We start from the raw sequence: 13,955 nt of genomic DNA on the forward strand, positions 1-13,955 counted from the left end.
AACCGTACCCAACCCTTAGGCTACCAAAGCCGGCGCGGCAACGGTTGACTTAAATCAAGCGGATGAAACCTCTTCTGAATTATCCTGAGGACATGAACGAGGCCGTCGCTGCGCCCCCTGCCGGGCGTCACCTGGGAACAGATTTTCGCGATCCCGATGTTGGCGGGGGTCTTGCGCCCACCGAGGGTGTGTTTGGTGCGCACCGCGGACCGCTGACGGTGACCGACAGTTTTGCGGTCCTTGATGACCCCGTGGAGCAGCGGGATTTCACCGAGTACGCCGAGGTGGACGGCCGGCCACTTGCCGAATCCGTGTTGATGGTGCAAGGCATGTACTGCGCGGCCTGCGCCGACACCGTGGAATGTGCCCTGCAAGATGTACCCGGCGTGGAAAAGGCGCAAGTCCACGCAGCGACCCGGCGGCTGACCGTGCGCTGGGACCCCGCTCAGGTGCCGATGTCCCGGTTGGCGCAATTGGTCGGTGAAACCGGCTATCGGCTGCTGCCCATGCACCAGGCCTTGTCCATCAGCGAACGTTTGCGGGAAACGCGCCACGCTTTGTGGCGCCTCTTCGTGGCTGGTTTCTGCGCGATGCAAGTGATGATGTATGCCTTGCCCGCCTATGTCACCGTGCCGGGGGAGATTCCGGCCGATATCGGCCAGCTGTTGCGCTGGGCGAGCTGGCTGCTCAGTTTGCCCGTGGTGTTTTTTGCGTCGGGGCCTTTTTTCAGCAGCGCCTGGCGCGATCTCAAGCATGGCCGTGTCGGCATGGATACCCCGGTATCCATCGGAATTCTGGTGAGTTTCCTGGTGAGCTCAGCGGTGGTGTTTGACCCGGCTGGTCCCTGGGGGCACGAGGTCTGGTTTGACTCCCTCACCATGTTTGTTTTCTTTTTGCTGGGTGGCCGCTACCTGGAGCTCAAGGCGCGCGACCGCACCGCTGGCGCCCTGGACAGTTTGATGAACCGGCTGCCGGAAGTGTGTGACCGGCGCAAGGTCGACGGCAGCTTCGAGTCGGTGTCCGCTCGGCGTCTGGTGCTGGGCGATGAAGTTCGTGTTCAGGCCGGGCAGGCTTTTCCGGCAGATGGCACCGTTCTGAGCCACAGCGCTACCGTGGACGAAGCCTTGTTGACGGGAGAGTCACACCCTGTTGTCCGCCAGCAGGGTGAGTTGGTGGTGGCTGGGAGTTTCAATTTGGCTGGACCGGTGGAGCTTCGCGTCGATCGGCTGGGACGGGACACGCGTTTCGCACAGATCGTGTCGCTGATGGAAAAAGCCAGTACCGAGAAACCACGTCTGGCCATTCTGGCCGACCGGATTGCAGCCCCTTTTCTGGTCCTGGTGCTGTTGGGAGCCGCCTTGGCCGGGTGGTATTGGTGGCAGATCGATCACACCAAGGCGCTGGCCGTGGCGGTTGCCGTGCTGATCGTCACATGCCCTTGCGCGCTTTCGCTCGCAACCCCTGCGGCCATGTTGACTTCTGCGGGGGCTCTGGCACGTCGCGGCATTCTGGTGCGCCGACTGCAGGCCCTGGAAACCTTGTCTCGCATCAATGCCGTCGTTTTCGACAAAACGGGGACGTTGACCCACGACCGCCTGGAACTCGACCGGGTGAAGACCCGTGAGGGCGTGCGATCCGAAGAGGGCCTGGCGCTCGCTGCCGCGCTGGCGCGTGGCTCGCTCCACCCGGTTTCCCGCGCTTTGGTGGCTGCCGACAGCGATGGCTCGCCCGACCGCGCTGGCGCTGCCGAGTTGACGCAAGTGGTGGAATTGGCAGGCCAGGGTATGCAGGGCGAGCGGGTCGACGGCCGTTGGATCAAGCTGGGATCGGCCGCATTCTGTGGGCTTCAGGGATCGGTGCTGGATGCTGACACCGAAGCCAGCGTGTACCTTGCGGATCAAGACGGCTGGCTGGCTTCATTTGAACTCCGGGAAAGTTTGCGGGAAGACGCTCAGCAGGCGGTCCAGGCGCTCAAGGCGTTGGGGCTTGAGACCTGGTTGCTCTCGGGGGACCGTGATGCCGCTGCCCAATGGGTGGGACAGGCGGTGGGCGTGGATCATGTGATCGCGGGAGCCTCGCCGGAGCAAAAGCTCGCCGAAGTGAGCGATTTGCAGGCGCGCGGCTGGCGCCTGGCGATGGTGGGCGATGGCTTGAACGATGGGCCTGTCCTGGCCCGCGCCGACACCTCGTTTGCCTTGGGCCATGGCGCACCTCTGGCACAGGCGCAGTCCGATTGCGTGATCCAGGGCGGGCGGTTGATGGATGTGGCCCTGACCGTGCAGCAGGCGAGGGCGACCTTGCGCATTGTCAAACAAAACCTGGCTTGGGCCGCGCTGTACAACGCTGTGAGCATCCCCATGGCCCTGGTGGGCTGGATGCCGCCCTGGCTGGCCGGCTTGGGCATGGCGGGCAGTTCATTGCTGGTGATCGCGAATGCCTTGCGACTGACGGCCTATGGCGGGGTGACTGGGTCGGATACCCCGGCGATCCAGGGCGCAGTCGCATAATATCCGCCAGTGCTTATTCATTGACAATACGTCCGTTTGCGGCCGTGCTTAGAGGTGCCTCATGGATATCTTGTACTTGCTGATCCCTGTGTCGGTGTTGCTCGTGTTTTGCATCATCGCTATGTTCTGGTGGGCCCTGCAGGCGGGTCAATTTGACAACATCGAGCGCGAAGGCGAGCGCATTCTTCGTGACGATTGATTTAAGTCAAGGCGATAGCGGTTGTCAATAATCACACTCTCAGTAGTGACATTTGTGAGGAGTTCTGTATGTCCGTGACAGCAAAGACCAGCCAGGCGGCGGTCTATAACGATAAAGTGGTCAGGCAATTTGCCGTCACGACCATCATCTGGGGTGTGGTCGGCATGCTGGTGGGCGTGTTCATTGCCGCTCAACTGGCTTGGCCTGACATGACGCAGGGCATCGAGTGGTTGGCTTATGGTCGCATCCGCCCCTTGCACACCAGTGCGGTGATTTTTGCGTTCGGCGGGTCGGGTTTGATCGCGACCAGCTATTACGTGGTTCAGCGCACCTGTCAAACACGTCTGATCTTTGACAAGCTGGCCGGGTTCACCTTTTGGGGCTGGCAGGCGATCATCATTTCGGTGGTGATCACGTACCCCCTGGGCCTGACGGAGAGCCGCGAATACGCCGAGATGATCTGGCCGATTGATGTCTTGATCGCCGTGGTCTGGATCGCCTATGCCATCGTGTTTTTTGGCACCATCAGCGCGCGCAAGGTTCGCCATATTTATGTGGCCAACTGGTTCTACGGTGCGTTCATCATTGCCATCGCGCTGTTGCACATTTTTAATAACCTCCAGTGGCCAACCAGCTTGACCCACTCATACTCCATGTATGCCGGTGTGCAAGATGCGATGGTGCAATGGTGGTACGGCCACAACGCGGTGGGCTTCTTCCTGACCGCTGGCTTCCTGGGCATGATGTATTACTTCATCCCCAAGCAGGCCGAGCGTCCCGTTTATTCCTATCGCCTGTCGATCGTGCACTTTTGGGCGCTGATCTTCACCTACATGTGGGCAGGTCCTCACCATCTGCATTACACCGCTTTGCCCGACTGGACCCAGTCGGTTGGCATGGTCTTTTCGCTCATCTTGTTGGCTCCCAGCTGGGGCGGCATGATCAACGGCATCATGACCCTCTCGGGCGCCTGGCACAAACTGCGTGACGATCCCATCCTGCGCTTCCTGATCGTGTCGCTGTCGTTCTATGGCATGTCCACCTTCGAAGGCCCGATGATGTCGATCAAGACCGTCAACGCGCTGTCCCATTACACCGACTGGACCATTGGCCACGTGCATTCTGGTGCCCTGGGCTGGGTGGGTCTGGTGACCATGGGTTCCATGTACTACATGATTCCGCGCCTCTTTGGCCAGAAGAAGATGTATTCGGTCCCCGCCATCGAAATCCACTTCTGGGTGGCGACCATCGGTATCGTGCTCTACATTGCTTCGATGTGGATCGCGGGAGTGATGCAGGGTTTGATGTGGCGCTCGGTCAACCCCGACGGCAGTCTCACCTACACCTTCGTTGAATCCGTGAAGGCGACTTTCCCCTTCTATGTGATCCGTTTGTTGGGTGGTCTGCTGTTCCTGAGCGGCATGTGCATCATGTTGTGGAATGTGCTGAAAACAATCGGCCAGGGTCGGATTGAAGAAGTGCGCATCCCTGCTCTCAATCCTGCGCACGCTTGAGGACAATAAAAATGGCAAACCAAGCAAAACCCAAAGGTTTCACGCACGAGCGCATTGAAACCAACAACTTCCTGATGATCGTGCTGATCACCATCGTGGTCTCGATTGGTGGTCTGGTGGAAATTGTTCCCCTGTTCTTCCAGAAGTCCACGACCGAGCCGCTGCCAGGTGTGAAACCCTACACGGCGTTGCAGCTGGCTGGCCGGGATGTCTATGTGAGCGAAGGTTGCTACAACTGCCACTCGCAGATGATCCGCCCCTTCCAGGCCGAGACGCTGCGTTATGGCCCATATTCTGTGGCTGGTGAGTTCGTGTACGACCGACCATTCCAATGGGGTTCCAAGCGCACGGGACCTGACCTTGCCCGAGTGGGTGGCCGTTACAGCGATGAATGGCACCGCATTCACCTGAACAACCCGCGTGATCTGGTGCCCGAGTCCAACATGCCGGCCTACAGCTGGCTGGACAAGAAAATGGTCAATGCGGAAGACTCTCCAGGCCGTATGGAGGTCTTGCGCAAGCTGGGCGCGCCCTACACCGACGAAGAAATCGCCAACGCGGTTGCTGAAGTCAAGGGCAAGACGGAGATGGACGCCGTGATCGCCTATCTCCAGATGCTCGGTACGGCTCGATCGGCTGCGTCTATGGCTGCGGCCACTGAGGCGGCGGCAACGCCTGCGGTTGAAGCCAAACCCCAATAAGGAGTTGCATCATGGACATCAACGATCTGCGCAGCGCGATAACCGTCGTCAGTTTGCTGACCTTCGTGGGCATTGTTGCCTGGGCTTGGTCCCGTCGCAACCAGGCGGATTTTGACGAGGCAGCGCAGCTGCCTTTCCAGGACGAATAAAACCCGCTACGAACAAGAGAAACATCATGAGCGACTTTACGAGCGAATTCTGGAACTACTACGTGATCGGCTTGGTCACCCTGAGCATCATCGCTTGCGCGGTATTGCTGTGGATCAGTGGCACCACCAAGGTGGTTTCAGCGGCTGACAACACCACGGGCCACGTGTGGGATGGTGATTTGCGTGAAATGAACAACCCTCTGCCAAGGTGGTGGGTCTACTTGTTCATCATCACGGTGATTTTTGCCTTTGTGTATGGTGCCCTTTACCCCACGTTTGGGCGCTACCAGGGCTTGCTGGGCTGGTCTTCTGCCGGTCAACACGCGGCGGAAGTCAAGAAGGTTGAAGCTGCGATCGCACCGATCTATGCGAAGTTCGATGGCATGACCCCAGAACAAATGGCCGGGGATTCCCAGGCCATGGCTATCGGTGAGCGTTTGTTCATGAACTATTGCGCGCAGTGCCACGGTTCTGATGCTCGCGGAGCCAAGGCTTTTCCTAACCTGACCGATGGCGACTGGCTCGGCGCTGGCGATCACGCGTACATCAAAACCACCATCACCCAGGGCCGTACCGGCGTGATGCCTCCCATGGCCGCCGCTGTTGGTAACGCTGATGACGTCCGCAATGTGGCGAACTATGTGCTGAGCCTTTCAGGCAGCCCGCATGACAGCATTCGTGCCTCTCAGGGCAAGTTGAAATTCGCGGCTTGTGCCGCGTGTCATGGACAGGACGGCAAAGGTATGGCGGCCATTGGTGCCCCCAACCTGAGCGATGGTGTCTGGTTGCATGGCTGGGGGGAAGAGGCCATTATTTCGGCGGTCAACAAAGGCTTCACCAATGCCATGCCTGCACAGGCGGCCTTGTTGAATGAAGAGCAGATCAATGTCCTGGCGTCCTACGTCTGGGGCATGTCCAACAAGTCTGTCGCTGCCAACTGAGCGTTTTCTTGACGAGGCCTTTCGGGGCCTCGTGGTATTTTTAAGTCAGGGATTTTGTGAGCTCTACTACGCCAGACGCTGCTTCCAGCCCTCTTGCGCCGGTCAGCAACACCCCCAGCGACACGCCAAAGGGCATTCCGCCCGATGACGAAGTGATGGTGTCGTTGTATGCGTCAAGCAAGAAAATTTATCCGCGATCGGTCAAAGGCCTGTTTTCGAACTGGCGTTGGGCAACGGTCTGGCTGACGCAGATTGTTTTTTACGGTTTGCCCTGGCTGCAGTGGAATGGTCGCCAGGCCGTCTTGTTTGACTTGGAAGCGCGCCGATTTTTCATCGGTGGCTTGGTGCTTTACCCGCAGGACTTCATTTACCTGACGGGTCTTCTGGTGATCTCTGCACTGGCGCTGTTTTTGTTTACGGCGGTGGCCGGGCGCTTGTGGTGCGGCTACGCCTGCCCCCAGACCGTTTACACCGAGATTTTTCTCTGGATAGAGAAAAAGGTTGAAGGCGATCGTTCGGCGCGCTTGCGGCTGGACAAGGCCGCATTCTCGGGTGAAAAGCTCGGCAAGAAGTGGCTTAAACACGCTTTGTGGATCTCGTTTGCCTTGTGGACAGGGTTTACCTTTGTTGGGTATTTCACCCCCATTCAGGAGCTCGCGGCGTTGTCTCTTGCGGCGTCGCTGGGCCCTTGGCAAATCTTCTGGGTGTTTTTCTACGGCTTTGCGACCTATGGCAACGCGGGTTTCATGCGCGAGCAGGTCTGCAAGTACATGTGCCCCTATGCGCGCTTCCAAAGTGCGATGTTCGACAAAGACACCATGATCGTCACCTACGACGAGGCGCGTGGAGAGCCCCGTGGGCCGCGGTCCAAGAAGGCCGACCCCAAAGCGCTCAACCTCGGCTCTTGCGTCGATTGCACTTTGTGCGTTCAGGTCTGCCCCACGGGTATCGACATTCGCAATGGCCTGCAATACGAGTGCATCGGCTGCGGCGCCTGCATTGACGTGTGTGACGAGGTGATGGAGAAGGTGGGTTATGCCAAGGGGCTGATCAAATACTCCACACAGAACGGCATGGCCAATGGGTGGTCTACCGCCCAAATGATCAAACGCGGCCTGCGCCCTCGGGTGTTGGTCTACACAGCTATCCTGATGGCGATCACCGCAGCCGTGATGGTGAGCCTGTATTTGCGCACGCCATTGAAAGTCGACGTGATCAGGGATCGCGGTGCGCTGGCACGCATGGTGGATCAAGGGCGCATTGAAAACGTGTTCCGCCTGCAGGTCATGAATGCCACGGAGTCGCCTCAGACCTATGTGATCACGGTTTCTGGTTTGGACGGCGTAACGATTGCGTCCGAGTCCGAAATCACAGTGTTGCCCACCGAGGTTCGATCCGCCGTGCTGCGGGTTCAGATTCCACCGAACTCGGCAAAAACGGGGTCGCACACCATCCATTTTGATGTCCGCTCTACCGGCAAGGATGTGTCTCAAGTCTCCGAAAAGGCGGCCTTCCTTGTGCCCCGTTGAAATGCAACCTATGTCCTATGTCCAGGAGAACCCCATGACCTCGAACTCAACCGATCCTGTGCCTCCCGTTGCTTGGTGGAGTGTTCCCCACATGTGGATGGTGGTGGGTGGCCCGGTGGTGGTTGTGATCGCAGCCATTGCAACGGCTGTGATTGCGGTGAAGTACCAAGATCCGGTCCTGAACAAGAACGACTATGAACGCGACCTGAAAGCGGCCCATGCCCTTGAGGGCAAAGCGCGCGAGGCGGCTTTGTTCAACATGATGCCCGCTGGCCAGGCGCGCAATCACGCCACCACCCAGGTCGCACCGCCCGCAAATTGAATACGCTGCACAGACATTGCTCTGACAGCAATACAGGAGAGTGACCCATGAAGGCAAAGCGTTGGATGTGGATCATGTGGCCCGCTTTTTTGATGGCCGCGGTGTTGGAGATGTTGGTCTTTGCCTTTGTGGATCCCAGCGAGATGCATTGGCAAGGACAAAGCCTCAGCCTTTCGCGTGAAGCCATCTACACAGGGGCATTTTTCATCTTTTGGATGGCTACGATGCTCTCCAGCGCCTTGACAACTTTGTTGGCGATGTCGCCGTTTGAGGTCAACCGTTGCCCGGTCCCTGAGCAGGATCGCCCGCGTGAATGTGCGAAGAATGCTACCTGTGATCGAGCTTGATCTTCTCGATAAAAAAATGCCCCCTGCGGGAAATTCTGCAGGGGGCTTTTCTTTTTGGCGGAGCGGTTCGATTCGGTGCTTTATCCGCAGGTCTGCGGATTCACAATGCGCCGCAATCCGTCGGTGTCCTTGATGTGAACGTAGCGCTGCTTGACCTCAATGATGCCATCTTCAACAAACTTCGAAAAGGTTCGGCTCACGGTTTCCAGCTTCATGCCCAGATAGCTGCCGATCTCCTCGCGTGTCATGCGCAGGATCAGTTCGGACTGTGAGAACCCGCGCGCGTGCAAGCGCTGCACCAAATTGAGCAGGAAGGCTGCGAGCCGCTCTTCCGCACGCATGCTGCCCAGCAGCAGCATCACGCCATGGTCGCGCACAATCTCGCGGCTCATGATTTTGTGCATGTGATGCTGCAGGGTGGTGAATTCGCGCGAGAGCTCTTCGATCTGGTCAAAAGGCATCACGCAAACTTCAGCGTCTTCCAGGGCAACCGCGTCGCAGGAATGAAGGTCGTTCACGATGCCGTCCAGCCCGAGAATTTCCCCCGTCATCTGAAAACCCGTCACCTGGTCGCGCCCATCCGCCGTGGTCACACAAGTCTTGAAAAAGCCAGAACGCACGGCGTACAGGGATGTGAATTTTTCACCCGTGCTGAACAAGGCCGTGCCGCGCTTGATGCGGCGGCGAGAAGAGATGACGTTGTCCATCTTGTCCATCTCCTCTGGATTCAGGCCCATAGGCAGGCACAGCTCACGGAGATTGCAGTTTGAGCAGGCGACTTTGATGCTTTGAACGTCCATATTTTTCCCCGGGTAATCACTGGGGACTTTACAGCACCGCCAGTGCATCAGGCCATAAACGCCGGGAAACACTGGATTTCTCTTGCGGGCAGCTTTTCGGGGCATACCTAGGCTTGACAAAGATCAAAGGGCGCCCTGGCGTCTTGGGGCACATTCAATGCTCAGTATTGGAGAAAAGTCAGTGAGCCACACGATCCCCGACGAACTGCTAAAGCGGTTCGATATCCCAGGTCCCCGTTACACCTCTTACCCCACAGCCGACCGCTTTATAGAGGCTTTTGGTGAGGCGGATTACATCCAGGCGCTGGAACAACGCCGGGCAGGTTCCATGGCGTTGCCCTTGAGCCTGTATGTGCACATTCCGTTCTGCGAGTCGGTCTGTTATTACTGCGCCTGCAACAAGGTCATCACCAAACACCACGAGCGCGCGGCCGAGTACCTTCGCTACCTGTCCCGAGAGGTGGAGCTGCAGGTTGAGCACTTCGGCAAAGGGCACAACGTTTCGCAGCTGCACCTGGGTGGCGGCACCCCAACCTTCCTCTCCGACGAGGAGCTGGAAGACCTGATGACCATGATCCGCCGCAATTTCACCCTGGTACCAGGAGGGGAATACTCGATCGAAGTTGATCCGCGCACGGTGACCGATCAGCGCCTGCAAACGCTGGCGCGCCTCGGGTTCAACCGGCTCAGCTTCGGGGTGCAGGATTTTGATCCGGCGGTTCAGAAGGCGGTGCACCGTGTGCAGCCCGCTGAGCAGGTGTTTGCGCTGGTGGCCGCGGCCCGAAAAATCGGCTTCGAGTCGATCAACGTGGATCTCATTTACGGCTTGCCTTTGCAAACCCCCGAGTCGTTCGCGCGCACGCTGATCCAGATCAACGAGTTGCGCCCTGATCGCATTGCGCTGTACGCCTATGCGCATCTCCCGACCCGTTTCAAACCCCAGCGGCGCATCGTGGCCGCTGAGCTTCCCAGCCCCGGTGACAAACTGTCGATGTTGTCCGCTTCACTTGATGCGCTGATCGAGGGCGGCTATGTGTATGTGGGTATGGACCACTTCGCGCTGCCCACCGACGCGCTGGCCGTGGCCAAACGCCAAGGGCGCTTGCACCGCAATTTTCAGGGGTACAGCACACAGCCCGATTGCGATCTGATCGCCCTCGGCGTTTCGGCCATCGGGCGCATCGGTGCCACCTACAGCCAAAATGCCAAAACGCTGGACGAGTACTACGACGCCCTGAATCAGGGTCGACTGCCCATCGTGCGCGGGCTGGCCTTGTCCCGTGACGATCTGCTGCGCCGGGCGGTGATCATGTCCATCATGTGCCAGGGAGAACTCGACTTCGAGTCGATTGAGCTCGGACACCTCATCAAGGTCAAGGCGTACTTTGCGCGAGAGCTCGAAGTGCTGGCCGACATGCAGGCCCATGGACTGGTCGAGGTTCACGACAGCAGTGTGAAGGTCACCGCCGCTGGCTGGTATCTGGTGCGGGCCATTGCCATGGTGTTCGACAAAAACCTCCAGGTCGATCTGGACCGGGCCCGTTTTTCCAAGATCATTTGAGTGGGTTTGTCGTTTCAGCCTCTGCGGCCACTGCGCAATGGGTAGAGTAGGGCCATGCAAACATCAATGGCCGTGACGGCCCTGTTCATGGGTTTGGTGGGCGGGCCGCATTGTGTGGCCATGTGCGGTGCTGCCTGTGCGGGCATCGGGCGTGCGGCTGGGGTGCACAGCACCAGGGCCTTGTGGTCTTTTCAGCTGAGCCGCATGGTCGGCTATGCCCTGCTGGGGGCTTTCGCGGCCGGAACCGTGCAAGGGCTGGCCCTGTTGGGCACGCAAACCATCACCATCCGTCCTTTGTGGACCATGTTCCATGCCGCCGCGTTTTTGCTGGGTGTTGTCCTGATCTGGCGGGCGCGCCAACCCGCGTGGATTGAAACCCTGGGGCAGGGCGTGTGGCGCAAGGCGCGACCCGCCTTGAACCGTTTGGGGGGGAAAGCGCCCTTCATCTTGGGCGGTGCATGGGCACTCATGCCCTGCGGCTTGCTTTATTCGGCACTGCTGGTGGCGTCACTGTCAGCCAATGCTTGGGAAGGCGCCCTCATCATGGCGCTTTTTTGCCTCGGCACATCGGTTTCGTTGACAGCGGCGCCGTGGCTTTTGTTGCGCTTGCGCGGCGCAGCGTCGGGCTCTTGGGCGATTCGCCTGGCGGGCCTGGCATTGGCCGCAACCTCGGGATGGGCGCTCTGGATGGGTCTGACCAATCCGACGGGGCTGTTTTGCCTGTAGTCGCGATCAGATGAGAGGGCCGACCCCGGTTGGCTTGCGGCCAGGCAAGGTTGCCAGCACCAGACCAAACAGGGCAATGCCAAACGCAAGCAGTTGCATGGTGGTGAGTTGCTCGCCCATGAAGAGCACGCCGATGGCGGCCGCGCTCAAGGGCAGCATCACGGTGAACACCCCTGCGCGAGACGCCGGCACGACCTTGAGTCCCGTCATCCAGAGCCACACGGTCCACATGCTCGCGGCCAGACCGTAGAACACCAGCAAGGTCCAGATGTTGAGCGGGACGGCTGAAAAATCGTAGTGCCAGGCGACCCACAAACCCATGGGTGTGACCAGCGCAAACCCCCACAGGTTGATGATGGCCGAAATGCGCTTGGGCCCCAGGCCTTCGGTGAGGAGCTTGCCGATCACCACGTACGAAGCCTCACAAACCACGGCAGCAAAAATCAACAAATTGCCCCACACCGAGAGCGGCACACCGATGAAGTGTGCTTCGGCGTTGGCTTGTCCTGCGCCCTCAGGCTTTTGCAGGGAGAACAGGCCAATGCCCACAGCCGCACAGGCGATGGCGCCGAGGGTGCGCAAGTCAATGCGTTCTTTGAGGAAGATCCGGCTGAGCACGGCCACCACGGCCGGTATGGAAGACATCACCACGCCAGCGGCCACCGCCGTCGTGAGGCTCACGCCAAACAGCATGCAGATGGAAAACAGGAAATTGCCGAGAAACGACTCGAGAAACAGCAGACCCTTGGTTCGCCGGGACATGGCCGGCTCTTTGGGCGGCTTGCGCAGCCAGCGCCACATGGCCAGTCCCCCGATGCCAAACCTGAGCCAGGCGAGCAGAAACACGGGGAACACCACAACCAGCGGTTTGGACAGAGCGACATAGCTGCCGACCAAAGACATGCTGAGCGCCAAACAGACATAGGCCTGCCAAGGTTTTGGGGTGAACGACGAATGGGGCATATGGGAGGCGATCATGCCTCAAGGGCAGGGGCCCGCTCGCACATGAACTGCCCTGTCGTTGAGCAACTGTTGATTTCACATGGCGGATGTATCGGTGTATATCGTGAAAGCATGCGATGCTGCAACGCATCATATTTTCTCAATGCAGGAAATCGAATGTCACATAGAGAAATGCAGTAGATATCCCTTTGATTTTATTAAAGAAAATTTTTGTCTTATATAAGACATAAGAGCTTCCTAAAGTCTTCTATAAGACTTAAACTTGTTCCATCGGCGCTTCTTCAGCTTGTTGCCGTCCTGTTTCTTATCAACTTCATGGAGAGTCCCAAAATGCCTCAATCCCTCAACGAACAACTGAGCCGCCAGCAGCAAATCGAAGCGCTGGAAAAAGACTGGGCCACCAACCCACGCTGGAAGGGTGTGAAGCGCGGTTACACCGCAGCCGACGTCGTGCGCCTGCGCGGCAGCATGAACATTGAGCACACCCTCGCCAAGCGCGGCGCAGAAAAGCTGTGGGACAAGATCAACGGCAGTTCCAAAAAAGGCTATGTGAACGCATTCGGTGCGATCAGCGCCGGTCAAGCCATGCAGCAGGCCAAAGCAGGCCTGGAAGCGGTGTATCTCTCGGGCTGGCAGGTCGCCGCCGATGGCAACTCCAGCGAAACCATGTACCCCGACCAGTCGCTGTACGCCTACGACTCGGTGCCCACCATGGTTCGCCGCATCAACAACACGTTCAAGCGCGCTGATGAAATCCAGTGGGGCCGTGGCGTCGAGCCAGGTTCGAAAGAGTTCATCGACTACTTCCTGCCCATCGTGGCCGATGCTGAGGCCGGTTTCGGCGGCGTGCTCAACGCTTTCGAGTTGATGAAGAACATGATCACGGCAGGCGCTGCCGGTGTTCACTTCGAAGACCAGCTGGCCGCAGTGAAGAAGTGCGGTCACATGGGTGGCAAGGTGCTGGTGCCAACCCGTGAAGCCTGCGAAAAGCTGATCTCTGCGCGCTTTGCCGCCGACGTCATGGGTGTGTCCACCATCGTGCTGGCCCGCACCGATGCAGAAGCAGCCAACCTCATCACCAGCGACCACGATGCCAACGACAAGCCATTCCTGACCGGTGAGCGCACGCCTGAAGGCTTCTACCGTGTGAAAAACGGTCTGGAGCAGTCGATCAGCCGTGGTGTGGCTTACGCCCCCTATGCCGATCTGGTGTGGTGCGAGACGGGTGTGCCCGATATCGGTTTTGCCCGCGAATTCGCGCAAGCCGTGCACGCCGCTTGCCCTGGCAAGTTGCTCAGCTACAACTGCTCGCCTTCGTTCAACTGGAAAAAGAACCTCAACGACAAGCAGATCGCTTCTTTCCAGGAAGACCTGTCTGCGCTGGGTTACAAGTTCCAGTTCATCACACTGGCCGGTATCCACATCAACTGGTTCAACACCTTCAAGTTCGCCAAAGCCTATGCCCAGGGCGAAGGCATGAAGCATTACACCGAAATGGTGCAAGAGCCTGAATTCGCTGCGCGTGAGCAGGGTTACACGTTCGTGTCGCACCAGCAAGAAGTGGGTGCGGGCTACTTCGACGACGTGACCACGGTGATTCAAGGTGGTGCGTCCAGCGTGAAGGCCTTGACCGGCTCGACCGAAGAAGAGCAGTTCCACTGACCTCGCCGGCGGGCTTTCTGAGCCCGCAGGTTTG

Annotated in this window: 14 protein-coding genes; 12 read left to right on the top strand and 2 right to left on the bottom strand. The window is 58.7% G+C overall.

Going from position 1 to position 13,955, the window contains the following annotated elements; all coding sequences use genetic code 11:
- Positions 1-92 precede the first annotated feature (92 nt).
- The 9 genes from E5678_RS03115 (at position 93) to E5678_RS22560 (ending at position 8,209) form a co-directional block, all read left to right on the top strand.
- A complete protein-coding gene (locus E5678_RS03115; protein ID WP_136177172.1) occupies positions 93-2,507 on the top strand; it encodes a cation-translocating P-type ATPase in 2,415 nt (804 codons plus the stop codon).
- A 61-nt stretch (positions 2,508-2,568) separates the two neighbouring features.
- The gene (gene ccoS, locus E5678_RS03120; RefSeq protein WP_136177173.1) at positions 2,569-2,706 is read left to right on the top strand and encodes a cbb3-type cytochrome oxidase assembly protein CcoS; all 138 of its coding nucleotides are present in this window, start codon (positions 2,569-2,571) and stop codon (positions 2,704-2,706) included.
- Positions 2,707-2,774: 68 nt separating this feature from the next.
- The gene (gene ccoN / locus E5678_RS03125; RefSeq protein ID WP_136177174.1) at positions 2,775-4,220 is read left to right on the top strand and encodes a cytochrome-c oxidase, cbb3-type subunit I; all 1,446 of its coding nucleotides are present in this window, start codon (positions 2,775-2,777) and stop codon (positions 4,218-4,220) included.
- Positions 4,221-4,231: 11 nt separating this feature from the next.
- The gene (ccoO, locus tag E5678_RS03130) at positions 4,232-4,921 is read left to right on the top strand and encodes a cytochrome-c oxidase, cbb3-type subunit II (protein WP_136177175.1); all 690 of its coding nucleotides are present in this window, start codon (positions 4,232-4,234) and stop codon (positions 4,919-4,921) included.
- Between the two features lie 11 nt (positions 4,922-4,932).
- Entirely contained in the window at positions 4,933-5,070 is a 138-nt protein-coding gene (locus E5678_RS03135) for a cbb3-type cytochrome c oxidase subunit 3 (RefSeq protein ID WP_136177176.1), read from the top strand.
- Positions 5,071-5,096: 26 nt separating this feature from the next.
- Entirely contained in the window at positions 5,097-6,011 is a 915-nt protein-coding gene (gene ccoP / locus E5678_RS03140) for a cytochrome-c oxidase, cbb3-type subunit III (RefSeq protein ID WP_136177177.1), read from the top strand.
- A 155-nt stretch (positions 6,012-6,166) separates the two neighbouring features.
- Positions 6,167-7,540, top strand: coding sequence for a cytochrome c oxidase accessory protein CcoG (gene ccoG, locus E5678_RS03145; RefSeq protein WP_136180606.1), 1,374 nt, complete (start codon positions 6,167-6,169; stop codon positions 7,538-7,540).
- Positions 7,541-7,574: 34 nt separating this feature from the next.
- Positions 7,575-7,862, top strand: a complete 288-nt coding sequence (locus E5678_RS03150) for a FixH family protein (protein WP_136177178.1) — start codon at positions 7,575-7,577, stop codon at positions 7,860-7,862.
- 47 nt (positions 7,863-7,909) lie between these two features.
- The gene (locus E5678_RS22560) at positions 7,910-8,209 is read left to right on the top strand and encodes a hypothetical protein (protein WP_136177179.1); all 300 of its coding nucleotides are present in this window, start codon (positions 7,910-7,912) and stop codon (positions 8,207-8,209) included.
- An 80-nt stretch (positions 8,210-8,289) separates the two neighbouring features.
- Here E5678_RS22560 and fnr read toward each other — a convergent pair whose 3' ends face one another.
- Positions 8,290-9,009 (bottom strand): fumarate/nitrate reduction transcriptional regulator Fnr, encoded by a 720-nt coding sequence (gene fnr / locus E5678_RS03160; protein ID WP_136177180.1) that lies wholly within the window; start codon positions 9,007-9,009, stop codon positions 8,290-8,292.
- Positions 9,010-9,166: 157 nt separating this feature from the next.
- Here fnr and hemN point away from each other — a divergent pair, with 157 nt between their 5' ends.
- Together hemN and E5678_RS03170 are read left to right on the top strand one after the other, a co-directional pair.
- On the top strand, positions 9,167-10,570 hold the full coding sequence (gene hemN, locus E5678_RS03165; protein ID WP_136177181.1) for an oxygen-independent coproporphyrinogen III oxidase: 1,404 nt from the start codon (positions 9,167-9,169) through the stop codon (positions 10,568-10,570).
- A 54-nt stretch (positions 10,571-10,624) separates the two neighbouring features.
- A complete protein-coding gene (locus E5678_RS03170; RefSeq protein WP_136177182.1) occupies positions 10,625-11,296 on the top strand; it encodes a sulfite exporter TauE/SafE family protein in 672 nt (223 codons plus the stop codon).
- 6 nt (positions 11,297-11,302) lie between these two features.
- On the opposite strand, the gene E5678_RS03175 is transcribed toward E5678_RS03170, so the two are convergent.
- Positions 11,303-12,199, bottom strand: a complete 897-nt coding sequence (locus tag E5678_RS03175) for a DMT family transporter (RefSeq protein WP_348770364.1) — start codon at positions 12,197-12,199, stop codon at positions 11,303-11,305.
- A 390-nt stretch (positions 12,200-12,589) separates the two neighbouring features.
- On the opposite strand from E5678_RS03175, the gene aceA reads away from it, so the two are divergent.
- Positions 12,590-13,921, top strand: a complete 1,332-nt coding sequence (gene aceA / locus E5678_RS03180; RefSeq protein ID WP_136177183.1) for an isocitrate lyase — start codon at positions 12,590-12,592, stop codon at positions 13,919-13,921.
- Positions 13,922-13,955: the final 34 nt, after the last annotated feature.

Source organism: Hydrogenophaga sp. PAMC20947 (genome assembly GCF_004795855.1).
GTDB lineage: Bacteria > Pseudomonadota > Gammaproteobacteria > Burkholderiales > Burkholderiaceae_C > Hydrogenophaga.

What these genes read in the sequence shown, in the direction of transcription:
- ccoS (WP_136177173.1), top strand. Translation starts at nt 2,569, where the DNA reads ATGGATATCTTGTACTTGCTGATCCCTGTGTCGGTGTTGCTCGTGTTT.
- ccoN (WP_136177174.1), top strand. Translation starts at nt 2,775, where the DNA reads ATGTCCGTGACAGCAAAGACCAGCCAGGCGGCGGTCTATAACGATAAA.
- aceA (WP_136177183.1), top strand. Translation starts at nt 12,590, where the DNA reads ATGCCTCAATCCCTCAACGAACAACTGAGCCGCCAGCAGCAAATCGAA.
- hemN (WP_136177181.1), top strand. Translation starts at nt 9,167, where the DNA reads ATGCTCAGTATTGGAGAAAAGTCAGTGAGCCACACGATCCCCGACGAA.
- fnr (WP_136177180.1), bottom strand. Translation starts at nt 9,009, where the DNA reads ATGGACGTTCAAAGCATCAAAGTCGCCTGCTCAAACTGCAATCTCCGT.
- E5678_RS03135 (WP_136177176.1), top strand. Translation starts at nt 4,933, where the DNA reads ATGGACATCAACGATCTGCGCAGCGCGATAACCGTCGTCAGTTTGCTG.
- E5678_RS03115 (WP_136177172.1), top strand. Translation starts at nt 93, where the DNA reads ATGAACGAGGCCGTCGCTGCGCCCCCTGCCGGGCGTCACCTGGGAACA.
- E5678_RS03170 (WP_136177182.1), top strand. Translation starts at nt 10,625, where the DNA reads ATGCAAACATCAATGGCCGTGACGGCCCTGTTCATGGGTTTGGTGGGC.
- ccoO (WP_136177175.1), top strand. Translation starts at nt 4,232, where the DNA reads ATGGCAAACCAAGCAAAACCCAAAGGTTTCACGCACGAGCGCATTGAA.
- ccoG (WP_136180606.1), top strand. Translation starts at nt 6,167, where the DNA reads ATGGTGTCGTTGTATGCGTCAAGCAAGAAAATTTATCCGCGATCGGTC.
- E5678_RS03175 (WP_348770364.1), bottom strand. Translation starts at nt 12,199, where the DNA reads ATGTCTTTGGTCGGCAGCTATGTCGCTCTGTCCAAACCGCTGGTTGTG.
- ccoP (WP_136177177.1), top strand. Translation starts at nt 5,097, where the DNA reads ATGAGCGACTTTACGAGCGAATTCTGGAACTACTACGTGATCGGCTTG.
- E5678_RS03150 (WP_136177178.1), top strand. Translation starts at nt 7,575, where the DNA reads ATGACCTCGAACTCAACCGATCCTGTGCCTCCCGTTGCTTGGTGGAGT.
- E5678_RS22560 (WP_136177179.1), top strand. Translation starts at nt 7,910, where the DNA reads ATGAAGGCAAAGCGTTGGATGTGGATCATGTGGCCCGCTTTTTTGATG.